The sequence below is a fragment of the Umezawaea tangerina genome (assembly GCF_003002815.1).
Classification (GTDB): Bacteria; Actinomycetota; Actinomycetes; order Mycobacteriales; family Pseudonocardiaceae; genus Umezawaea; species Umezawaea tangerina.
In genome coordinates this window covers 110550-132453 of sequence record NZ_PVTF01000016.1, presented here as the reverse complement: position 1 = coordinate 132453, position 21904 = coordinate 110550, and the positions used below count along the sequence as shown (strand labels likewise).

The window sequence follows — 21904 nt, the reverse complement described above, 5'->3', positions numbered from 1 at the left end:
CAGTCTCCTCAGTGCAGTCGGGCGGAACGTCAGTTGGAGGCGGCCATCGCCGCGACGAGGCTGGCGGGACGGAGGTCGGTCCAGTGGGTCTCGACGTAGTCGAGGCAGGCCTGGCGGGTGCCCTCGCCGTGCACGGCGGTCCAGCCGGACGGGATCTCGATCGCCGCGGGCCAGAGCGAGTGCTGCCGCTCGGCGTTGACGAGGACCAGGTAGACGCCGTCTTCCTGCTCGAACGGGTTGACGCTCATCGGGAGACCTCTTCTGCGGTGGGGGGTTCGGTGGGCAGGACGCGCTGCGAGCGGAACGGGCCGAGCAGGCGCAGGAGCTTGCCGAGCGCGGTGGCGGCCAGCAGGACCCACATGGCCTCGCGGATGCCGATGGCGTCGGCCAGGACGCCGCCGAGCAGCGCGCCGATCGGGATGACCCCGAAGGCGACGAACCGCGAGCTGGTGAAGATGCGGCCGAGCAGGTCCGGCGGGCAGTAGGACTGGCGGAAGCCGTTGACGACGACGTTCATCACGACGATGCCGACGGACGGGATCATCAGGCCCAGCACGAAGAACACGAGTCCGTAGCCGGGCTGGGTGAGCGGGATGAGCAGGCCGAACGGGGTGGCGCCGAGCGCGGCCAGCAGCAGCGCGCGGCCGGAGCCGAAGCGCTTCACGATCCGGGTGGCGATGAGCGCGCCGAGCACGCCGCCGAGCGCGTCGGCGCCGATCAGCAGGCCGACCGTGCTCGGACCCTCGCCGACCTCGCGGAACAGGAAGATCACCAGCAGGGCCTGGGCGCCGCTGAGCGTGAGGTTGTCGACCGCGCTGCACAGCGCCAGCACCCGCAGGTACGGGTCGCGCACGACGTAGCGCAGGCCCTCGCCGATGTCCTTGCGCAGCGTCGTCCGCACGGCCTTGCGCTCGACCGGCGGCTCCTGCGCCCGGATGGCCCGCAGGCAGACCGCCGAGACCAGGAACCCGACGGCCTGGGTCAGCAGACCCGTGGCCGCGCCGAGCGCCTGGACGACCAGGCCGCCGAGACCGGGGCCCGCGACCATCGCGACCTGCTCGCTGCCCGCGAGCTTCGCGTTGCCCTCGGCCAGGTCCTCCTTGTCGACGACGGTCGGCAGGTAGGCCTGGTAGGCGGCGCTGAAGAACACCTGCCCGACCCCGGCGAGCAGGGTCACCACGAGCAGCTGGGTCATCGTGAGCGCACCGGCCCACGCGGCGATCGGCACGCTGAGGAACAGCAGCATCGACACCAGGTCGACGGTCACCATCACCGGCCTGCGCCGCATCCGGTCGGTCCAGGCGCCCGCGGGCAGGCCGATCAGCAGCCACGGCACCCACGACATCGCGCGCAGCAGCCCCATCTCGAAGCCGCCCGCGTCCAGCACGTCGACGGCGACCAGGGAGACCGCGACGGCGGTGACCGTGCCGCCGATCTTGCTGATCGTCTCGCCCGCCCACAGCAGCCGGAAGTCCCGGTGCCACAGCAGGCCGCCGCGCCGCCTCGGCGGGTCCTGCACCGCCGTGTCGGCGGGGTTGGTCTCCGTGGTCGTCACGACCTGACCTCCTGGTGCGGCAACGGGAAAAGCCGGAACGGCACGACCACGCGGCGGGCGCGGTCGGTCGCGGCGCGGGCGAAGACCGCGGCGGCCGCGCCCGCCCGGACGGTGGACGGCACCGGGTCCTCGGGGCCGAGGACCACGAACCGCCTGGCCGGTGACCGACGGCGGTCGCCTGCCTGGATCGTCGACGGCGCGCCGTCGGACGGGGAGGGCACGGCCCGCACGCCGTGGCGGCGGGTGCCCCCGGCACGGGCCCGGACCGGCAGCGGCTCCGCGCCCGCCCTGCCGAGCAGCAGGAACGCCTCGACCGGCGACCACACCTCGCGGCCGCGGCCCCACCGGACGCCGCTCACGACCGGACCCCCTGCTCGGGCAGCAGGATCTGCTCGGGCGCGGGCCGGGACCACACGTCCTCCGAGCCCAGCGCCCACGGCGCGTACTTGCCCACCGAGCTGATCAGCAGCCGCAGCTCCAGCGCGAGGCACTCGGCCAGCCGCACCAGCCCCTCCTCGGGGTCCTCGTCCACGGCCAGCAGCGCGGCCCGGCCGAGCCCGACGGCGCGGGCGCCCAGCGCGACGGCCTTGGCCGCCCTGCTGCCCTCCCACATCCGGCCGGTGACCAGCAGGCAGCCCTCGGGCTCGCCGATGCGGCGCAGGCACTCGCCCAGCGGCAGGCCGACGTGGTCGAGGAACCCCGACGGCGCCCAGCCGGTGCCGCCCTCGGCGCCGTCCACGGTCACCGCGTCCGCGCCCGCTCCCCACGCCACCCGCACGGCCGAGCCGATGTCGCGGGCGGGCGGCAGCTTCACCCACACCTTCGCGCGGGGGAAGTTGTTGCGCATGAACCGGATCTGCTGGTGCAGGATCTCCTCGGTGAACGTGCCGGGGCTGCTGGAGCGCAGCACCCGCGAGCCGAACAGCGGGTCGATCGCGAACGCCTCCGCGATCCGCGCCGCCTTGTCGGCGTCGAGCACGGTCATGCCGCCGAGGCCGGGTTTGGCGCCCTGCCCCACCTTCAGCTCGAACGCGAGCCGCCCGCTGTCGAGCAGCGGCTGGGCCGACAGGTCGCTGTAGACCAGGTTCCACACCTCGGCGTCGGCGTCCTCGGTGCTCTGCTGGACCACGACGCCGCCCCAGCCGTCCGGCGAGGTCTCCGCGTAGGCGCTGATCCGTTCGAGCAGCGACTTGTCCGTCGTGCCGAGCCGCCCGTACCCGTTGACCGGCACGATGTTCTCGCCGATCACCATCGGGATGCCGAGCGCCCCGGCCTGCCTGCTCGCGGCCTGCCCCAGGTCGGTGCTGGCGACCTGGGTCGACCCGAAGGCCGACAGGTACACCGGCATCGTGGAGCGGAAGCCGCCGACCACCGTGGTCAGGTCGACGTCGCCGTAGAGCGGTTCCCTGGCGAGGTCGATCAGCTTCTCCAGCCGCTGCGGCATGAACACCGGCGGCACCAGCCGCATGGTGTCCAGCTCGTCGGCGAACCCGGTGCCGCTCGCCCCGAACAGCCTGGTGCCGTACTGCTCGACCGGCGGGAACGCGCACGCCGCGCCACCGCGGGCACGGGCGCGTACCTCGTCCTCGGGGAAGCCCTCCGCGCGCAGCCCGCTCACCAGGACACCACGCCGGGGATCTTGGGGTAGGCGCTGGCCTGCCACACCGCGTCGAGCCCGCACAGGTAGCGCACGAAGCGCTGGACGCCGATGCCGAACCCGGCGCTGGCGGGGATGCCCTCGCGGACCATCTGCAGGTACCAGCCGTACTTGGCGGGGTTCTCGCCCGTCTCGCGCATCCGGGCGACGATCCGGGCGTACTCGAACTCCCGCTCGCTGCCGGAGCACAGCTCGCCGAAGCCCTCGGGGGCGATCAGGTCGAAGTTGCGCAGCACGCCGGGTTCGGCCGGGTCCTCGCGGTCGTAGAACCCGCGCGAGCCCTTGGGGTAGTCGGTGATGAAGAACGGGCGGCTGGACTTGCGGGACAGGATCGCCTCGCCCTCCCAGTCGATCTCGGCGTCGGCGCTCTGCGCGTGGCCCAGGCCCCGCAGGTCCGCGACGGCCGCGCCGTGGGTGACCCGGCCGAACGCGCCGGACAGCAGGTCGGTGAACGCGTCCTTGTCGCGGCCCAGCTCCTCGAGCTCGGCGGGCATCTCGGTGACGACCCGGTCGACCATCGCCGCGACGAGCTCCTCGACGACCTTGAGCGCGTCGTCGCGCTTGGCACCGGCGATCTCCACGTCGAGCTGGTGGAACTCGGCCAGGTGCCGGGAGGTGTTCGCGGTCTCCGGCGGCTCCAGCCGCACGTTGGGCGCGATGGAGAACATCTTGTCGAAGCCGAGCAGCGACGCCTGCTTGTAGAGGATGGCGCTGGTCATCAGCTTGTAGCGGTGGCCGTAGTAGTCGACGTCGACCTGCTTGGACCCGCGGCCGCCGGGGTCGGTGACCGGGCCGATGACGGCGGGCAGCAGCTCGGTGAAACCGTTGTCGCGCAAGTACTCGCGGGCGGCGGTCAACGCCTTGTCCTGCACGCGCATCACGGTGCGCGTCACCGGCGAGGTCAGGTGCTCGCGGGGGGACGGTGGTGCGGTGGTCGTGCCCGCCGTGGTCGTGGTCAGGGTCATCTGCGCGGTCCTCTCCAGTCGTTCGTCGTCGAACGTCCGCTCCACGTGGGTCAGAGCGGTCAGCAACGTCGCCGAGGTCATGCCCTCGGCACGGGGTGGGGTCACGAGGTGGCCGATCGGCAGCGCGCCGATCCGGCTCCACGCGAGGCGCCCGGCACCGTCGACGTGCCCGCGGGTGCGGCCCGCGTTGTCGGGGTGCAGGCAGTACGGCACGTCCAGGTAGCCGAGCTCGAAGGCGCGGACGAGACCGCGGCCCAGGTCGGGGTCGAGGTCCAGCACCGCGTCCACGATCGCGCGGGCCTCCTGGTACACGGCGCTGTCGTCGTCGCCCGCCGGTGCGGTCCCGGCCCGTTCCGCCGCGCGGGCGGCGTGCTCGAGCGCGGCCACGTTCTCCGCGATCGTCGGGATCCGCGAGGACTCGGCGACGGTCTTCACGATCAGCCGGGCCCCGCCGGTGCGCGCCGCCAGCCGGGCCGCGCCCGCGAGCAGGCTCAGCGCGCCCTTCGGGGTGCGCGGGTAGACGCCCATGTAGGCGTAGACCACGACGTGCCACTGCACGCCGTCGAGGAACTCCCGGCCCAGCCTGCGCAGGGCGCGCATGGCGTCCTCGTCCTGGCCCGCGTCGGTCTGCTGGGCGTAGCTCAGCGAGATGCTGCGCAGCCCGTGCCGCCGGAAGAAGATCCCCTCCAGCACCGAGATCGCGACCAGCAGGCTCGGCGGGCACAGCTGGCCCATCATGCAGCCGCCGAACGTCTCCAGGTGCGCGTCGGGCACCGCGGCCAGCAGCTCGCAGGACCGCGACCAGTTGTCCACCGAGTCGCGCAGCGGCAGCCTGCTGTAGGGCAGGCAGTAGGACACCGGGCCGCCCTCGGTCGCGGTGAACCCGGCGCCGAGCAGCGCCGCCACGATCGGCTCCGGGTGGGCCGAGCCGTGCCGGATCTGCACCGGGAAACCCCGGCCCCGCAGGCCTTCCACGACCGCGGCGGTCGTGCTGGGCTCGTGGGCGACGATCGGGTAGCCGTTGAGCGCGACGCCCTCGGCCAGCGCGCGGCGGGCCTCGCCGTCGGCACCGACGCGGGTGTAGCTGTCCAGGGTGATCGTGCCGACCGTGGTCGCGTCGGCGAGCTTGGTGGCGATCAGCCCGGACCGCATCTGGCCCGGATCGCTGAACCCCATCCTCGGCTGCACGACCAGGCGGCCCGCGGCGGCGGCCTCGGCCACGAAGTCGCCGAACGCGACGGCCGAGGACACCTGGTGCGCGATCCGGCTCATGCCGTCACCGCGGTCAGCGCGCCCAGCGCGTCCACGTACTCCCGGAACGCCGCGATCGGGGCGCTGTCGTCGAACACGGCGTCGAACCCGGCGCGCAGCAGGTCGTCGGTGTGCCGCGCGTTGTCGACACCGCCGATCCCCAGCTTGCCGCCGATCACCACCGGTGTCCCGATGAGGTCGGGGTGCGACCGCAGCTCGTTGATGACGCGGACGCCGTCGTGGTGGCCGTGGCCGTTCACGCTGCTGATGACGACCAGGTCCGGCCGGTGCCGAACGCAGGAGGCGATCAGCAGGTCGTCCGGGACGCAGGCGCCGATGTTCACCACGCGGTGGCCCAGCTCCTCCAGCAGCAGCTGCAGGAAGACCAGGTTCCAGGTGTGCGAGTCCGAGGCGACGCTGCTGACCAGGACGGTGAACTCTCTCTTCTCAAGCTCCATCGTCGGCCTTTGTGAGTGACGGGTAGAAGCGGTGCCGAGTCTCACGGCGCCGGACCGTCGCGGGCATGGGTGCGGCACCCCCACATTCCGTCCTGACCTGGCACGGGACCGACCGACGGGGGTGCGGTGCGAATCTGGGGGCGAAGCCCCCATGTCGAACCGCGGCGCAGGTGACACCGTCTTCCCCGTGACCTCCTCACCCGCCGCGCCGCGACCCACCACCTGGTGGGCGGGTGGCCTCCGCCTCGCGGAACGGCCGCCCGCGCCCAGCGGGCGGACGAGCGCGCGGCTGGCGAAGTGGAAGGCCGCGCACGACACCGCCGAGTGGTTCGCCGCCCGGCTCGCCGACGCGGGTCTCGACGAGGACGCGCTGGCCGCCCTGCTGGGCGAACCACCCCTGGAGCTGGCCGCCCGCACCGGGCGGCCGGAGTGGGCCGCGTTCGTGGAACGCGCCACCACGGACGCGCCCCCCGCTCCGCACACCGGTGGTACCTGGCAGTCCGGCTTCGCCCACGTCCTGCGCCCGCTCGCCGCCGCGGCGGCCGCCACCGACGCTCGCCTGGACAGCGCGTTCACCGAACGGCTGACGTCCCGGCTGGTCCGCACCGCGGCCCGCACCCTGGTGCTCGAGCTGAACCTGGCCCGGCAGCGCGGCGAGCTGGTCGGCGCGACCCCGGCCGACCGGTTCACCTGCTTCGTGAACGGCGTCGACCTGTCCGACCTGCTGGCCCGCTACCCGGTGCTGGCGCGGATGCTCAGCCAGACCTGCCTGCACGCCGCGGAGGCGCACGGCGAGATGCTCGACCGGTTCGCCGCCGACCGCGACCGGATCGTGGCGGAGCTGCTCGACGGCGTGGACCCCGGCGCGATCATCGCGGTGGAGTCCGGCCAGGGCGACTGCCACGGTCGCGGCCGCACGGTGTGCACGCTGCGGTTCGCCGACGGCTCGCGGCTGGTCTACAAGCCGCGCCCGATCGACCTGCACGTCCGGTTCAACGAGATGCTGGGCTGGCTGGACGGCCACACCCGGCTGGGTCTGCGCCGGGTGCGGATCGTGCGCGGCGACGACTACGGCTGGGTCGAGTTCGTCGAGCACGAGGAGTGCTCCGAGGTCAGCGGGATCGGCCGGTTCTACCACCGGCTCGGCGCGGTCCTGGCCCTGGTCTACGCCGTGGACGGCACGGACATGCACTACGAGAACCTGATCGCGTGCGGCGACCAGCCGGTGCTGATCGACATCGAGACCCTGTTCCACCCGACGCTGCTGACCGCCGCGCCGAGCTCGGACCCGGCGGCGAACGCGCTGGCGAACTCGGTCACGCGCACCGCGCTGCTGCCCCAGATGCTGCTGGGCGACCACGGCGTGTTCGACCTGTCCGGCCTCGGCGGCGACCACGACGGCGCGAACTACCCCGCCGAGACGGTCGACTGGGCGGACCCCGCCACCGACACCATGCGGCTGGTCCGCCGCCCCGCGCCGAGCACGGGCGCCCACAACCGGCCCCGGCTCGGCGGCGAGGAGGCCGAGCCCGGCGACTACCAGACCGCGCTGCTGGCCGGGTTCCGCGTCGGCCACGACACGATCTGCGCCCACCGCGCCGAGCTGCTGGAGCTGCTGCGGACGTGCGCCGACGTGCCGGTGCGGTTCGTCACGCGGGCCACCCGCACGTACGCGACCGCGCTGGACGAGACGACGCACCCGGACGTGGCGCGCGACGCGCTGGACCGCGACCTGGCGCTGGACCTGCTGTGGACCGAGGCCCGCGACGACGCGCTGCTGCGCGCGCTGGTCCCGCACGAACTGGCCGACCTGTGGGCGGGCGACGTGCCGCTGTTCACCGTGCGGCCCGGCAGCCGGGACGTCTGGACCGCCCACGGCCTGCGCGTCCCCGACCTGCTGCCGCTGTCCGGCCTGGAGGCCGCCGAGCGCAAGATCGCCGGGATGGACGAGGTCGACCGGCACGACCAGCAGTGGCTCATCGCCGCGTCGCTGGCCAGCAGGACGGGGACGGTCGCGCACCGCGGCGCCGCCGTCGTGCCCGGACGGGTCGCGGCCGGGGTGCCCGACCCGCAGCGGCTGCTGGTCGCGGCCTGCGGCATCGCCGACGAGGTCCTGGCGCACGCCACCGTCGACGGGGACCGGGTCAACTGGCTGGGCCTGGAACTGGTGGACGACCGGCACTGGACCGTCATGCCGATGGGCGCCGGGATGTCGAACGGCTACACCGGCGTCGCGCTGTTCCTGGCCCAGCTGGGCGCGCTGACCGGCGCCGAGCGGTACACCGACTTCGCCCGCGACGCGCTGCGGCCGATCCCCGGCCTGCTCGACGCGCTGGCCGCCGACCCCGAGCTGGCCCCGGCCGTCGGCAGCGGCGGCTTCCACGGCCTGGGCGGCATCGCCTACGCGCTCGCCAGGCTGTCCACGATCCTGCCCGAAGACCCAGAGCTGCCCCGTTGGCTCGAAGCCTGCGTCGAGTTGGCCTCCGACATCGACGACGAGTCGTCGTCGGTGGTCGACGGCTGCGCGGGCGGACTGGCCGCGATGGTGGCGGTGCACGCCGAGACCGGACTCCCCCAGGCCGGGAAGCTCGCGCACCGCTTCGCCGACCGGCTGGCCGACCGCGCGGTGCGCGGCGACGGCTTCGCCCGCGGCGGCGCCGGGGTCGGGTGGGCGCTGCTGCGCTTCGCCGCCGCCAGCGGCGAGGTGCGGCACGCGGTGTCCGGGAGGGCCGCGCTGCGCGCCGACCGCAGCCTGCGCCAGCGCCTGCTGCCCGTCGGCGAGGCCGACCACGGCTGGTGCGCGGGTCTGTCCGGCGCGGTGCTCGCCCACGTCGCGCACCCCGAACAGCCGCTGGACGCGTACACGCTGCACCTGGACCGGTGCATCAACGCCCTCGCGGTGCACGAGCCCCTGCGCGACCTCAGCCTGTGCCACGGCGAGCTCGGTGTCGTGGAGTCGCTGGCGGTGCTCGCCGAGCGCGGCCACGAGCGGGCGGCCGCGGCGAGGACCCGCCGGGCCGGGCTCGTGCTCGGCGCGCTCGACCAGTACGGCGCGCGCTGCGGGACACCCGGCGGAGTGCCCTCCGCGGGACTCCTCACCGGTTTGTCCGGTATCGGCTACGGACTGCTCCGCCTAGGTTTTCCGGAACACGTGCCTTCCGTGCTCCTGCTCCAGTCCCGATGAACCATGAATCCCACAAGGAGAAAATCCCGATGAGCAACGCCATGCACACCGAGGCCCCGGCGCTCGCCACCGACGAGGACGACGCCGAGACCAACCCCGCAGGGGAGATGGCGCTGTCCAACCGGACCAGGGTCGGCATGCGCACCAGGGTGCTCTCCGGTCTCGCGCTGACCGCGGGCATGGCCGTCCTCGCGTACGGCACCAACACCTTCACCACGGTCAGCGCCCCCGGATTCCCGGTCTGACCGGTTTGTCGTCCGGACTGCCTGCCCCCTGGGGGTGCAGGCAGTCCGGTCATCCCACATTCGGCATTCCAATAGCGGAACCGGCCGATGCCGGAGTCTCGCTAAGGTCGGCTTCATGCAGACCCGCGCGCCGGTCGTGGTCGGCCGGGACAAGGAAGTCCACGAGCTGGAGCGGGCACTGGAAGACTCCAGGGCCCGCCGCGGCAGCGCCGTATTCCTCGTCGGCGAAGCGGGTGTCGGCAAGTCGAGACTCGCGCGGGTGGCCGCGGGCCGGGCGTTCGACAGCGGTATGAGGGTCCTCCGGGGCCGCGGCAGCACCATCGGACCGATGGTCCCGTTCCGCCCGCTGTCGGAGGCGCTGCTGTCGCTGTTCCGCGGCGGCGAGGGACCCGACGAGCAGGAGCTGGGCCCCTACAAGCCCGTCCTCGGCAGGCTCATCCCGGAGTGGAGCCGGGGCGAGGGCCAGCACAACGGCGAGTCGCTGGTGGTGCTGGCCGAGGCCGTGCTGCGACTGCTCTCGATCGTGGGCAAGCGGCAGGCGTGCCTGCTGGTGCTGGAGGACCTGCACGACGCCGACGCCGAGACGCTCGCCGTCATCGAGTACCTGGCCGACAACCTCGACCAGCAGCCGGTCGTGCTGCTGGTGACCATCCGCGCCGAGCCCGGCAACGCACTGGACGTGGTGACACTGGCGGCGCGGCGCGACGCGGGCGTGATGCTGGAGCTGTCCCGGCTCGACCGCGAGGAGGTGCGCCGGATGGCCGCCTCCTGCCTGGAGGTCGCCTCCGACGCGGTGCCCGCCGAGGTGTCCGACCGGCTGTGGGCCGACAGCGCGGGCAACCCGTTCGTCGTCGAGGAGCTGCTGCACGGCATGGTCAGCAGCGGCCTGCTGGTGCCGGGTCCGGACGGCTGGCGGGTGCTCGGCGAGCTGCGCGTGGAGGTGCCGACCGCGCTGGTGCGCAGCATCGCCCACCGCACCGACCGGCTGGGCCCGCAGGGCCGCGAGCTGCTGTCCGTGGCGGCCGTGCTGGGCCACCGCTTCCCGCTGTCGGTGGTGCAGCGGGTGACCGGGATGGACCACCGCGGACTGCTCAGCCACCTGCACGCGGGAGTGGCCGCGCAGCTGGTCACCCCAGACGAGCCCGCACCCGACTGGTACGCCTTCCGGCATCCGCTCACCGCCGAGGCGCTGCGCGCGCAGCTGACCCCCAGCGACCGCGCGGAGATCTCCGGGCGCACCGCCGACGCCATTCAGATCGCCTATCCGGACCTGCCCGGCGAGTGGTGCGCGCTGGTCGCGTCGCTGCGGCTGGACGCGGGCGAGGACGCCCAGGCGGGCAGGCTGCTGGCCGAGGCGGGCCGCCGGGCGCTCAAGGGCGGTGCCGCGGGGTCCGCAATCACCCTGCTCGACCAGGCGAACCGGCTGCTGACCAGCGGCGTCGACCCGGACATCCGGGCGGACGTGCTGGAGTCGCTGCTGCCCGCGCTCGCCGAGGCGGGCCAGTTCGAGTCGGCCATCCGGCTCGCCGACACGCTCGCCGAGCTGTCCGGGGCCGGGCTGGCCAGGTCGCGGCGGGTCAAGCTGCACACCGAGCTGGCCAAGGTCGCGCACATCGCGGGCCGCTGGGACTACGGGATGGCGCAGGTCGGCGCCGCCCGCGCGCTGCTCGGCTACGACGCCGACGACGAGCAGACCGCCCCCGTGGACGCCATCGCGGCCGCGCTGACGATCCACACCCAGAGCCCGGACCGGATCGCCGACGCCGCCGTCCTCGCGCGCCGGGCCGTGGACGCCGCCAAGCGCGTGCCGCTGCCGCTGGTGGGCTGCGAGGCGTGGCAGCTGCTGGGCATCCTGGCCCGCGAGGGCGACCTGTCCGAGGCCAACGCGTGCTTCGAGCAGGCCCGCAAGCTCGCCGAGGAGTACGACCTCCCGATCCAGCAGATCTACGCCATGGTGCGGATCGCGGGCAACGACTGGCTCGTGGAGGCCAGCACGACGTCGTTGGACCGCACCCGCGAGGAGGCGCAGCGGGTCGGCGCGATCACCATCGTGTACAACGTCGACGCCATCCGGTCGCTGCACGCCGTGCTGCTGGGCCGCTACGACGAGGCCGCCGAGCTGGTCGACCAGACCTTCCAGGTCACCAGCAGGCTCCAGATGACGCCGCTGACCCGGTACCTGCTGATGGTCAGGGCCACCTCGGCCGCCCACCAGCTCAACCGGCAGGCCATGGAGCAGGCCATCACCGAGTTCCGGTCGCACGCGGGCGGCGGGTCGCAGGAGCTGCCGCTGTGCTTCGGCCTGGCGCGGACGTTCTGCGCGCTGCTGGAGGAGGACCGCGACCTCGCCGAGAGCGAGCTGGCCCAGGCGCTGGCCTACGAGGCCGAGAACCCCACGATGTTCCACCTCGCCGGACGGCACGGCCTGCACCTGCTGCTGGGCGTGCTGGCCGGGCGGGCGGGGTGGCCGCACTACCGCGAGATCACCGCGGCGGCCGCCAGCGGCATGCGGTGGAACCGGGTGTTCGCCGAGCTCGCGCACGCCGTGCTGCTCGGCCGCGACGGCCGGGTGGAGGAGGCGGGCGCGGCCGTGGCGGACGCCCAGCGCACCGCCTCGCTGTTCCCGGTGGCGCGCCACCTCGGGCTGCGGCTGGTCGCCGAGGCGGCGCACGCCGACGGCTGGGGCGACCCGGTGACGTGGCTGCGCGGCGCGGAGGAGTACTTCCACCAGGCGCAGGTCACGCCGGTCGCGAGCGCGTGCCGCGGCCTGCTGCGCCAGGTCGGCGCGTCGGTGCAGCAGCGGCGGAGCGGGACCGAGCAGGTACCGCGTCAGCTCAGAGTGCTCGGAGTCACTGTTCGGGAGTTCGAAGTGTTCCGCCTGCTGGCGAACAGGATGGGCAACAAGGCCATCGCGGCACGGCTGCACATCTCCCCCAGGACGGTGGAGAAGCACGTCGCGAGCCTGATCAGCAAGACGAGCAGACCCGACCGCGAGGCGCTCAGCACGTTCGCCGCGGCGATGGCCGGATGACGTATGAGCAAATTCGCATGGTCTCTTCAGCGCGGTTGGCGTACACGAACCGATTTCACCGCATAGACTCTCCCTTGCCCGGTGTTGTCGACCCCCCTGACCGCACCCGGCGTGTACACGGCCCCCGGCTCCCAACCCCCCAGGTGAGCTGGGGGCCGTCGCACGTCACGGCCCCCGTCAGCCGCTCAGAGCAGCTCCCCACCCACGTCCCCGTGCGGAACCCCCTGGGCAGGAACCCCTTGGGCAGGAATCGTGCCGAGCCGCCCGGCCTGGAAGTCCTCGAACGCCTGCAGCACCTCGGCGCGCGTGTTCATGACGAACGGTCCGCCCCACGCGACGGGCTCGCGGATCGGCGCGCCGCCCAGGACGACCACCTCCATCTCGGCGTACCGGGACTCTTGCTTCCCCGCGCCGTCCAGGGTGATCGTGTCGCCGGGCCCGAACACGGCGAGCTGGCCGGTGGAGATCGGCCGCCTCCCCGCACCGACCGTGCCGTCGCCCGCGAGGACGTAGACCAGCGCGTTGAAGTCCGGCCGCCACGGCAGCCGCAGGCGCGCGCCGGGGCTGACGGTGGCGTGCAGCATCGTCATCGGCGTGTAGGTGGAGCCGGGGCCCTGGTGGCCCGCCACGTCCCCGGCGATGACCCGCAGCAGCACCCCGCCGTCCGGTGTGGTCAGCAGGACGGACTGGTGCCCGCGGAGGTCCTGGTAGCGCGGCTCGACCCACTTGCGGGCCTTGGGCAGGTTCACCCACAGCTGCACGCCGTGGAACACGCCACCGGTGCGCACGAGCTCCTCGGTGGGCTTCTCGATGTGCAGCAGCCCGCCTCCGGCGGTCATCCACTGCGTGTCGCCGTTGGTGATGTTGCCGCCACCGCCGTGCGAGTCGGCGTGCTCGAACTCCCCGTCGATGATGTACGTCACGGTCTCGAAGCCCCGGTGCGGGTGCCACGGGGTGCCCTTGGGCTCGCCGGGCCCGTAGTCGACCTCGCCCATCTGGTCCATGTGGATGAACGGGTCGAGGGCGGCCAGGTCGACGCCCGCGAACGCCCGCCGGACGGGGAACCCCTCGCCCTCGAAACCACTGGGACCAGTGGTTACCGAGCGGACCTCGCGGTCCACCGACGCGGGTCCCGGTTCGGGGACGCGGGCCAGGCTGGTGATGTCGGTGACGGTGACCGCGGGCATCGCTTTCCTCCCAGGTTGACACTTCAACTCACCGGTTCAACGATATTGCACCCGAAGTGATTCCCACACGGCCGTTCGGGTCTGCGAAAACTCGAAGGTGGACTCCAAGGGAGACGTTCCGTAACCTGATCGAGACTTCGCGCCAGTCGCTAGCCCTTATGGGCGAACGACCAGGTCACCGCCGCACAGACTGTGACAAGTGCTGCATGGGCACAGGTGGGAAGTACCCGACGAAGGAGGCTGCGCGACGTGTCGTCGCAACCACGCAAGCGGATGCTCCAAGGAGCACTGGCGGCCACAGCGGTCGCCGCATCGGTCCTCGGTACGGCTCCCTACGCCAACGCCGACCCGGCATCCGAGGCTCTGCAGAAGTACAACGACCTCTCCCACGAGGCCGAGGTCCTCAACGCCGACCACCTCAAGGCGCAGGAAGCGCTGAAGGCGGCCGAGGACGAGCTGGGCAAGGCCAACGCCGACCTGTCCACGGCCACCGAGGCGGAGAACTCCGCCAAGGCCGTCGAGGAGCAGTTCCGCGGCCAGGTCGACCTGCTCACGGAGGCGTCCTTCGAAGGCGCCCGCTTCAACAACCTCTCCGCTCTGCTGGTCGCCGAGTCGCAGCAGGACTTCCTCAACCGCATGTCCGCGATCAGCGTGCTCGCCGCGGACAACAGCGAGGCCCTCGGGAAGCTGTCCGGCGCGGTGGAGTCTGCCGACCAGGCCCGTTCCTCGGCCAAGAACGCCACCGACCGGGCGGGCAAGGCCAAGGACGACGCGGCGAAGCTCCTCGACGACATCGACAAGAAGGCCGAGGAGCTCGACGGCCGCGTCAAGGAGGCGAAGAGCGCCTACAACGCGCTCAGCTCCTCCACCAAGAACTCCCTGGCCAGCGGCAGCGACAACACCCCGATCAGCACCAGCGCCACCGGTGACGTGGCCGTGGCGCTGAACTTCGCGCTGAGCCAGCGCGGCAAGCCCTACGTGTTCGGCTCCAACGGCCCGGACTCGTGGGACTGCTCGAGCCTCATGCAGGCCTCCTACCGGGCGGCGGGCATCTCCATCGGCCGCACGACCTACGCCCAGGCGGTGCTCGGGCGGGCGGTGTCGCGCAGCGAGGTGCAGCCGGGCGACCTGGTCATCTACTACGCCGACCAGGGCCACGTGGCGATGGTCGTGGACAGCAACACCGCGGTGCACGCGTCGACCGAGGGCGTGCCGGTGAAGACGGCGCCCATCGACTCGATCGGACCGATCAACACGATCCGGCGGATCGTGGGCTGATCCCGCAGCTCACCCGACGAGCCGCCGCGGACCCGGTCCGCGGCGGCTCGTCGGCGTCAGGACGTCCTCTACCGACCCACCAGGTGCTCGACCTCCTGGCGCAGCACGTCGGGGTCGTTGAAGAACGCCGTGTGCCCCACCCCGGACCAGGTCAGCAGCCGCGACCCCCGGATCTGGGCGGACAGGCCCACACCCCACTCGTGCGGCGTGGCCGGGTCGTGTTCGCCGCTGACGACGAGCACCTGCCGCGCCCCGCGCACCGACAGGGCGCCCCACGGGTTGGCGGCCCGGACGGGCCAGCCGAGGCAGCCCGCCTGGACGTCCCAGCCCTCCACGTAGCCGCGCGTCACCGGCGCGGCCCGGTGGATCTCGCGCTCACGGGCGACCAGGTCCGCGACTCCCCGCACGGTCGAGGGGAAGTCGTGGCAGCCGATCACCCGGTAGGCGGCGTCGCTGCCCACCCCGGCGAACGCGCTCACGTCGGCGGGCTCGGCGAAGGCGGGGACGAGCAGGTCGGCCACGGCGGGCCACTGCCCCCGCAGCGACAGGCCGGAGTAGACCCCGTACCCGACCCGCGAGGCGAAGTCCGGGACGCGGTCCAGCAGCCGCCGGTACTCGGCCGTCACGTCCCGCCCGTGCAGCGCGCACGACGCGTCCTCGGCGCACCAGGCCGCGAACCGGGCGAACAGGTCCTCGGACACGCGGGCCTCGTCGAGCGCCAACCTCCGCGACCCGATCGCGTGGTCCACCGCCCCGTCGAGCACGGCGGCCCGCACCCGGCCGGGGAACAGCTGCGCGTAGGTGGCGCCGAGCAGCGTCCCGTAGGACAGCCCGAGCCACGACACCCGCGACTCCCCCAGCGCCTCCCGCACGACGTCGAAGTCGCGGGCGGCGCTGACCGTGTCCACGTGGTCGACCAGCGGCCCGGTGGCCTCCCGGCACGCCGACGCCACCGACCGGTTGTAGGCGACCAGCCGGTCGAAGCCGGCGCGGTCGTCGGGGAACTGGGAGACCGCGGGGTCGAACGGCGGCACCGGGCAGGTGATCGCCGGGGTGCTCGCGCCCACGCCGCGCGGGTCGACGCCGACGACGTCGAACCGGTCGCGCAGCTCCCGGGGGAACAGGTCCGGCACGTCCCGGACCAGGTCCGCGGCCGGACCGCCCGGTCCGCCGGGGTTGAAGAACAGCACGCCGATCCGGCGGGCCGGGTCGGCGGCGGACAGCCTGCTCACCGCGAGGGTGATCTTCTCGCCGCCGGGCAGGCCCCAGTCCAGCGGCACCTCCACCGTCGCGCACTCGGCGCCGTGCTCGCCGCAGCCCTGCCACCGCGGTTCCCGCGCCGACGCGCCCGCCACCCCGGTGACCGACCCCAACCCCAGTGCGACGACCGACACCAGTGCCAACACCCGTCCCATGCTTCCCCTCCGTCGATCCGCCCCTACCGGCGAAGATCGTCGGACGGTCCGGCGTCAGCGGGCATCAGCCCAGGAGATGACGTGACCCTGACAGGGTGCGGGACCGCGCAGCCCCCGCCGACCGGCCCTTGTGGCCCGCTCCGCGCCTCCACTAAGACTGCGGGACCGCCCCAGTCGAGGAGGACGTGAGTTGGACAGCAAGACGATCGTGCGAGGCGTGGCGACACTGGTCGCGGCCGCCGGGCTGCTGCTCGGCACGACGACCGCCGCGGGCGCGGCGGGCGACCCGGACGTCACGCGCGGCCCGTGCGGCTACACGAAGACGCCGGAGGAGCCCGCGGCACGGCCGGTGCGCCTCCCGGACGACCCTCGGCACACACCGGACCGCGGCACGGTCGACGTCCTGCTGAAGACCAACCAGGGGCCCATCCCGCTGAAGCTGGACCGCAAGCAGGCGCCGTGCACCGTGCAGAGCTTCGTGCACCTGGCCAAGCACCGGTTCTACGACGTGACCACGTGCCACCGGCTGACGACGTACTCGACGCTCAAGGTGCTGCAGTGCGGCGACCCGAGCGGCACCGGCGAGGGCGGCCCCGGCTACAAGTACAAGGACGAGCTGCCGACCACGCTGCCGCCCGCCCCCAACGACCCGACCGGCGAACGGCGGATCTACCCGCGCGGCACGCTCGCGATGGCGAACGCGGGCCCGGACACCAACGGCAGCCAGTTCTTCCTGGTCACCTCGGACTCGGTGCTGCGGCCGAACTACACCGTGTTCGGCACGATCGGCGAGGAGGGCCTGGCGACCCTCGACAAGGTCGCCGCGGCCGGGGTGACGCCGACGCCGGAGGACCCGGCGCCGCTGGACGGTCCGCCGAAGCTCAAGACCGACATCAAGCGCGCGTCGGTCAACTGTTGAACACCCCCGGCGCTTCCCGAGATGGCCATCCGGCGGACATCGTGAACCCTTTTCACGTTCCTACTCTCCGAAGTCGTACGGGAACGTCCAGTGCGAGGAGTCTCGGATGAAGCGCTTCTTGGCCGCGGTGGCCTCGGCTGCCCTGCTGATCGCGGTCGCGCCGTCGGCGTGGGCGACGCCGACCGCCACCGGCACGACGGCCGTCGGCCTGCACAACAGCTACACGCAGGAGACGGCCCCCTGGTTGGTCGACGTGCTGGACCGCGACCCCAGCATGGTCGAGATCGACGTGTGGGCGAACTTCTTCTTCACCAACGACTTCCAGGTCGGCCACGACCCCGGTAACGCCAACAACTGCTCCAGCGCCACGACGTACGAGGGCCTGAGGACGGGCAGCCGCAACCAGAACCTCGCGGGCTGCCTGCGCAACCTCAGGCTGTGGCACGACCACAACCCCGGCCACGCCCCGCTGGTCGTCAAGGTCGAGATGAAGAACGGCTTCGACGGCCGCGCGGGGTTCGGGGTGCCGCAGTTCGACACCCTGCTGGCGAACACGCTCGGCGCGGGCAACGTCTTCTCCCCCGCGAACCTCAAGGGCGGCTACGCCGACCTGGACACGGCGGTGCAGGCCGGTGGCTGGCCGTCGCGGTCGGCGCTGACGGGCAAGTTCGTCGTGATCGTGGAGAACGGGACGTTCGAGCTGCAGAACCCGTTCGACAACTACGACACCGACCTCGAGGTCGCCGACCGGCTGATCGCCGCGAACGCGGGCGGCACGCTGGCCTCGGCGCTGTCCTTCCCGGCGATCAACGGCGCGTCGGCGACCGACCCGCGCACCGGTGACCGCGGCGGCGCGCGCAAGCCGTGGATGGTCGCGTTCGACGGGAGCGCCGCGTCCTTCGCGGGCTTCGGCGGCGGACCCTACCTGGGAGGCAAGTACCTGGTCGTCATGACGGACGCGCACAACGTGGCGCCCGCCATCGACAGCCGCGCACCGGCCGTGGCCGACGCGCAGGCGAGGGTCCGGCAGCTGGGGGCGATCGGCGCGACGATCGTGTCCAGCGACTGGACGAGCGCAGAGATCCTCTCCTACACCGCGAGCTAGCACAACGGCGGCGGCCCTCCATCCACTGTGGATGGAGGGCCGCCGCCGTTGCCGCTACAGGGTCTTCGCGACCAGGGTCAGCACGTCGTACTTCGCGACCGACTCGCCCTTCTGGTTCACCAGGTCGGCGTCCCAGCGCACCTCGCCGTAGTCCTGGTCCTCGCGCGGGGTGATCTGCTTCGCCGTCAGCGTCACGGTCAGCTCGTCGCCGGGGAACGTGGGCGTGAGGAACCGCAGGTTGTCCAGGCCGTAGTTGGCCAGCACCGGGCCGGGCTCCGGCGAGACGAACAGGCCCGCCGCGAACGACACCACGAGGTAGCCGTGCGCGACCCGGCCGCCGAAGAACGGGTTGGCCTTCGCGGCCTCCTCGTCCATGTGCGCGTAGAACGTGTCGCCGGTGAACTCCGCGAAGTGCTCCACGTCCGCCAGCGTCACCGTGCGCGGACCCGCCACGACGCTGTCGCCGACCTTCAGCTCCGCCAGGCTCTTGCGGAACGGGTGCACGTCGGAGTCGGTGCGCGGCGCGCCCGGCACCCAGCGGCCGGTGACCGCGGCGAGGACCTTCGGGCTGCCCTGCACGGCCGTGCGCTGCATGTGGTGCAGCACGGCGCGCATGCCGCCCATCTCCTCGCCGCCGCCCGCGCGGCCGGGACCGCCGTGCACCAGCGCGGGCAGCGGCGAGCCGTGCCCGGTGGACTCCTTGGCGTCGTCGCGGTCCAGCACGAGCATGCGGCCGTGCCACGCGCCCGCTCCCAGCACGACCTCGCGGGCGAACGCGGGGTCGGCCGTGACGACCGAGCCGACCAGGCTGCCCTGACCCCGTGCGGCCAGGCGGATCACGTGCTCGGTGTCGGTGTAGGGCATCAGCGTGCTGACCGGGCCGAAGGCCTCGACCTCGTGCGGCTGGGCCTGCTCCGGGTCGTCGGCGCGCAGCAGGACGGGCGAGAGGAACGCGCCGCGCTCGGCGTCGGCGTCCACCACCTCGACGTGCTCGGGGTCGCCGAACACGATCCGGGAGGCCTCCAGCAGCCCCTTGAGCGAGCGCCGCACCTCCTCGCGCTGCTCCAGGCCCGCCAGCGCGCCCATCCGCACGTCCGGGTTGGCCGGGTTGCCGACGACCACCCTGCCCAGTCGCGCGGACACGGCCTCGGACACCTCGTCGATCAGCGACGCGGGCACGAACGCGCGGCGGATCGCGGTGCACTTCTGGCCCGCCTTGGCCGTCATCTCGGTGACGAGCTGCTTGACGAACAGGTCGAACTCCGGCGTGCCCGCCACGGCGTCCGGGCCGAGGATCGAGCAGTTGAGCGAGTCGGCCTCGGCGTTGAACCGGACGCTGGAGCGCACGACGGCCTGGTGCGTGCGCAGGTGCTGCGCGGTGGAGGCGGACCCGGTGAAGCCGACCAGGTCCTGCTCGGTCAGGTGGTCCAGCAGGTCGCCCGCGCTGCCGCTGACGAGCTGGAGGGTGCCCTCGGGCAGCAGGCCGGAGCCGATCACCAGCTCGACCAGCCTCTCGGTCAGGTAGGCGGTCTGCGAGCCGGGCTTGACCAGGCTCGGCACACCGGCGAGGAAGGCGGGGGCGAACTTCTCCAGCGGGCCCCACATCGGGAAGTTGAACGCGTTGATCTGGACCGCGACCCCGCGCAGCGGCGTGGCGATGTGCTGGCCGACGAACGTGCCGCCGCGGCCGAGCGGTTCGACCGCGCCGTCGACGTAGACCGTGTCGTTGGGCAGTTCCCTCTTCGCCTTGCTGGCGTAACCCAGCAGCACGCCGATCCCGCCGTCGACGTCGATCATCGAGTCGTTCCTCGTCGCCCCGGTGCGGGCCGACAGCGCGTACAGCTCCTCGCGGTGCTCCCTCAAGTGCGACCCGAGCGCCTTGAGCAGCGCGGCCCGCTGGTGGAACGTCAGCTCGCGCAGCGCGGGTCCGCCGACCTCGCGGCCGTGCCGCAGCGCGGCCGCCATGTCGACGCCCGCCGACGAGATGCGGGCGATCTCCTCGCCGGTCACGGCGTCGTGCAGTGGCGAGCCCTCGTCCGTCGGCACGTGCCAGTGCCCGGAGACGTAACTGCGCAGCAGAGCCATCGGGTCGTCCTCCAAGGTCCGGGTGATCTACCGACCGTTCGTTCAGTAAAGCAGGCGGGTCGCGCCCCGTCAGCACACTATCGGGGTGAGGTTGGGTTCGACCGGCACTGAAACGATGAACAAGACCGGGCGTTCTTTCATCGTGACTTGAACAAAGCCGTCGAGTAATGTCCGCGACACACCAGGTGGTTCGGACCATTCCGCTGATTTCCCTGACTCCGCTGATCAGTGGTTCGACGAAGAACCACCACCCTGCACGAAAGGTGATCTGCGATGTCGACAAGAGGGCCTGCTCGGCGTGCTCGAGCAGCCGGAATCCTGGGCGCCGTGGCGCTGATGGCACTGGGCGCGATCGCCATGTCCACGCCCGCCAACAGCGCCCCCGCGGTCAGCGCGGCCGACAGCGGCGCGATCGGCGCCATGGCGACGACGTTCGCCGACGAGTTCAACGGCCCCGCGGGTGCGGCCGTGGACGGCGGCAAGTGGGTGACGGAGACGGGTGACAACGTCAACAACCACGAGCGCCAGATGTACACGAACAGCACGAGCAACGCGGCGACCGACGGCGCGGGCAACCTCGTCATCACCGCCCGCAAGGAAAACCCCGCGAACTACAACTGCTGGTACGGCCGCTGCGAGTACACCTCGGCGCGGCTGAACACGTCGGGCAGGTTCACCCAGACCTACGGCCACTTCGAGTCGCGCATGAAGCTCCCGCGCGGCCAGGGCATGTGGCCCGCGTTCTGGATGCTCGGCAACGACATCGGCAGCGTCGGCTGGCCCAACTCGGGCGAGATCGACATCATGGAGAACGTCGGCTTCGAGCCCAACACCGTCCACGGCACGATCCACGGCCCCGGCTACTCGGGTTCCGGCGGCATCGGCGCGGGCTACAGCGGGCCGAACTTCTCCGACGGCTTCCACACGTTCGCGATCGACTGGGCGCCCAACCAGATCCGCTGGTCGGTGGACGGCAACGTCTACCAGACCCGCACCCCCTCGGACCTGAACGGCAACCGGTGGGTGTACGACCACCCGTTCTTCCTGATCCTGAACCTGGCGGTCGGCGGCTACTGGCCCGGCGACCCGAACAGCAGCACGCAGTTCCCGCAGCAGCTGCTGGTCGACTACGTCCGCGTGACCACGTCCGACACCACCCCGCCGCCCAGCGGCGGCGGCAGCCGGATCACCGGTCTCGCGGGCAAGTGCCTCGACGTGGCGAACGCCAGCACGGCCAACGGCACGCCGATCCAGATCGTGGGCTGCAACAACAACGCCGCCCAGAACTGGAGCCGTCCCGGCGACGGCACCATCCGCGCGCTGGGCAAGTGCCTGGACGCGAACGCGGCCGGTACCGCCAACGGCACGGTGGTGCAGCTCTGGGACTGCAACGGCACGGGCGCACAGCAGTGGGCCGTGAGCGGAGCGCGCGACATCGTCAACATCCCGGCCAACAAGTGCCTGGACGTCGTGGGCAACAACTCCGGTGACGGCGCCCGCACCCAGCTCTGGGAGTGCACCGGCGCGGCCAACCAGAAGTGGGTCGTCTGACCCGCGTCCTCTCGACCG

16 protein-coding genes and 1 pseudogene are annotated in these 21904 nt (G+C 72.6%); 7 read left to right on the top strand and 10 right to left on the bottom strand.

From position 1 onward, the window contains the following. Positions 1–29: 29 nt before the first annotated feature. The 7 genes and pseudogenes from CLV43_RS39805 to CLV43_RS39780 all read right to left on the bottom strand — a co-directional run bounded on the left by CLV43_RS39805 (position 30) and on the right by CLV43_RS39780 (position 5886). Positions 30–248, bottom strand: coding sequence for an MbtH family protein (locus tag CLV43_RS39805; protein WP_106194686.1), 219 nt, complete (start codon positions 246–248; stop codon positions 30–32). Next, a complete protein-coding gene (locus CLV43_RS39800) occupies positions 245–1555 on the bottom strand; it encodes an MFS transporter (RefSeq protein ID WP_211304779.1) in 1311 nt (436 codons plus the stop codon). Before CLV43_RS39800 ends, CLV43_RS39805 begins: the two co-directional genes overlap by 4 nt. After that, complete coding sequence (locus tag CLV43_RS39795; RefSeq protein ID WP_106194683.1) at positions 1552–1914, bottom strand: hypothetical protein; 363 nt, start codon at positions 1912–1914, stop codon at positions 1552–1554. Before CLV43_RS39795 ends, CLV43_RS39800 begins: the two co-directional genes overlap by 4 nt. After that, entirely contained in the window at positions 1911–3173 is a 1263-nt protein-coding gene (locus CLV43_RS39790) for a glutamate synthase-related protein (protein WP_106194680.1), read from the bottom strand. The genes CLV43_RS39795 and CLV43_RS39790 overlap by 4 nt, the downstream gene beginning before the upstream one ends. After that, positions 3170–4177 (bottom strand): asparagine synthetase A, encoded by a 1008-nt coding sequence (locus CLV43_RS50555; protein ID WP_211304789.1) that lies wholly within the window; start codon positions 4175–4177, stop codon positions 3170–3172. Before CLV43_RS50555 ends, CLV43_RS39790 begins: the two co-directional genes overlap by 4 nt. A 114-nt stretch (positions 4178–4291) precedes the next feature. Next, positions 4292–5449 (bottom strand): annotated as a pseudogene (locus CLV43_RS50550) (methylaspartate mutase); the annotation flags it as partial. After that, the gene (locus CLV43_RS39780) at positions 5446–5886 is read right to left on the bottom strand and encodes a cobalamin B12-binding domain-containing protein (RefSeq protein WP_106194674.1); all 441 of its coding nucleotides are present in this window, start codon (positions 5884–5886) and stop codon (positions 5446–5448) included. The pseudogene CLV43_RS50550 and the gene CLV43_RS39780, both read right to left, overlap by 4 nt. Before the next feature lie 187 nt (positions 5887–6073). Here CLV43_RS39780 and CLV43_RS39775 point away from each other — a divergent pair, with 187 nt between their 5' ends. The 3 genes from CLV43_RS39775 (at position 6074) to CLV43_RS39765 (ending at position 12346) form a co-directional block, all read left to right on the top strand. Continuing rightward, positions 6074–9070 carry a type 2 lanthipeptide synthetase LanM family protein gene (locus CLV43_RS39775; protein ID WP_245887340.1) on the top strand — a complete coding sequence of 999 codons (2997 nt, stop codon included), beginning with the start codon at positions 6074–6076 and terminating at the stop codon, positions 9068–9070. 29 nt (positions 9071–9099) lie between these two features. After that, positions 9100–9315, top strand: coding sequence for a hypothetical protein (locus tag CLV43_RS39770; protein WP_106194667.1), 216 nt, complete (start codon positions 9100–9102; stop codon positions 9313–9315). A gap of 115 nt (positions 9316–9430) precedes the next feature. Beyond that, positions 9431–12346, top strand: a complete 2916-nt coding sequence (locus tag CLV43_RS39765; protein WP_106194664.1) for a helix-turn-helix transcriptional regulator — start codon at positions 9431–9433, stop codon at positions 12344–12346. Between the two features lie 185 nt (positions 12347–12531). On the opposite strand, the gene CLV43_RS39760 is transcribed toward CLV43_RS39765, so the two are convergent. Further along, the gene (locus CLV43_RS39760) at positions 12532–13533 is read right to left on the bottom strand and encodes a pirin family protein (protein ID WP_106194661.1); all 1002 of its coding nucleotides are present in this window, start codon (positions 13531–13533) and stop codon (positions 12532–12534) included. 249 nt (positions 13534–13782) lie between these two features. On the opposite strand from CLV43_RS39760, the gene CLV43_RS39755 reads away from it, so the two are divergent. Then, positions 13783–14811 (top strand): C40 family peptidase, encoded by a 1029-nt coding sequence (locus CLV43_RS39755; RefSeq protein WP_106194658.1) that lies wholly within the window; start codon positions 13783–13785, stop codon positions 14809–14811. Between the two features lie 68 nt (positions 14812–14879). Here CLV43_RS39755 and CLV43_RS39750 read toward each other — a convergent pair whose 3' ends face one another. Further along, a complete protein-coding gene (locus CLV43_RS39750; RefSeq protein WP_106194655.1) occupies positions 14880–16226 on the bottom strand; it encodes an alpha/beta fold hydrolase in 1347 nt (448 codons plus the stop codon). Positions 16227–16431: 205 nt separating this feature from the next. Here CLV43_RS39750 and CLV43_RS39745 point away from each other — a divergent pair, with 205 nt between their 5' ends. Both CLV43_RS39745 and CLV43_RS39740 read left to right on the top strand, forming a co-directional pair. Then, a complete protein-coding gene (locus CLV43_RS39745) occupies positions 16432–17145 on the top strand; it encodes a peptidylprolyl isomerase (protein ID WP_106194868.1) in 714 nt (237 codons plus the stop codon). A gap of 106 nt (positions 17146–17251) precedes the next feature. After that, positions 17252–18250 carry a Ca2+-dependent phosphoinositide-specific phospholipase C gene (locus CLV43_RS39740; protein WP_106194652.1) on the top strand — a complete coding sequence of 333 codons (999 nt, stop codon included), beginning with the start codon at positions 17252–17254 and terminating at the stop codon, positions 18248–18250. 54 nt (positions 18251–18304) lie between these two features. Here the strand turns inward: CLV43_RS39740 and paaZ are convergent, their stop codons facing one another. Further along, positions 18305–20335, bottom strand: a complete 2031-nt coding sequence (gene paaZ, locus CLV43_RS39735; protein WP_106194649.1) for a phenylacetic acid degradation bifunctional protein PaaZ — start codon at positions 20333–20335, stop codon at positions 18305–18307. A gap of 273 nt (positions 20336–20608) precedes the next feature. Here paaZ and CLV43_RS39730 point away from each other — a divergent pair, with 273 nt between their 5' ends. Next, complete coding sequence (locus CLV43_RS39730) at positions 20609–21886, top strand: glycoside hydrolase family 16 protein (protein ID WP_106194646.1); 1278 nt, start codon at positions 20609–20611, stop codon at positions 21884–21886. The last annotated feature ends 18 nt before the right edge of the window (positions 21887–21904 follow it).

Excerpts from the sequence above, each read along its gene's own strand:
- CLV43_RS39805 (WP_106194686.1), bottom strand. The coding sequence starts at position 248 with ATGAGCGTCAACCCGTTCGAGCAGGAAGACGGCGTCTACCTGGTCCTC.
- CLV43_RS50555 (WP_211304789.1), bottom strand. The coding sequence starts at position 4,177 with ATGACCCTGACCACGACCACGGCGGGCACGACCACCGCACCACCGTCC.
- CLV43_RS39780 (WP_106194674.1), bottom strand. The coding sequence starts at position 5,886 with ATGGAGCTTGAGAAGAGAGAGTTCACCGTCCTGGTCAGCAGCGTCGCC.
- CLV43_RS39770 (WP_106194667.1), top strand. The coding sequence starts at position 9,100 with ATGAGCAACGCCATGCACACCGAGGCCCCGGCGCTCGCCACCGACGAG.
- CLV43_RS39765 (WP_106194664.1), top strand. The coding sequence starts at position 9,431 with ATGCAGACCCGCGCGCCGGTCGTGGTCGGCCGGGACAAGGAAGTCCAC.
- CLV43_RS39760 (WP_106194661.1), bottom strand. The coding sequence starts at position 13,533 with ATGCCCGCGGTCACCGTCACCGACATCACCAGCCTGGCCCGCGTCCCC.
- CLV43_RS39750 (WP_106194655.1), bottom strand. The coding sequence starts at position 16,226 with ATGGGACGGGTGTTGGCACTGGTGTCGGTCGTCGCACTGGGGTTGGGG.
- CLV43_RS39740 (WP_106194652.1), top strand. The coding sequence starts at position 17,252 with ATGAAGCGCTTCTTGGCCGCGGTGGCCTCGGCTGCCCTGCTGATCGCG.
- paaZ (WP_106194649.1), bottom strand. The coding sequence starts at position 20,335 with ATGGCTCTGCTGCGCAGTTACGTCTCCGGGCACTGGCACGTGCCGACG.
- CLV43_RS39730 (WP_106194646.1), top strand. The coding sequence starts at position 20,609 with ATGTCGACAAGAGGGCCTGCTCGGCGTGCTCGAGCAGCCGGAATCCTG.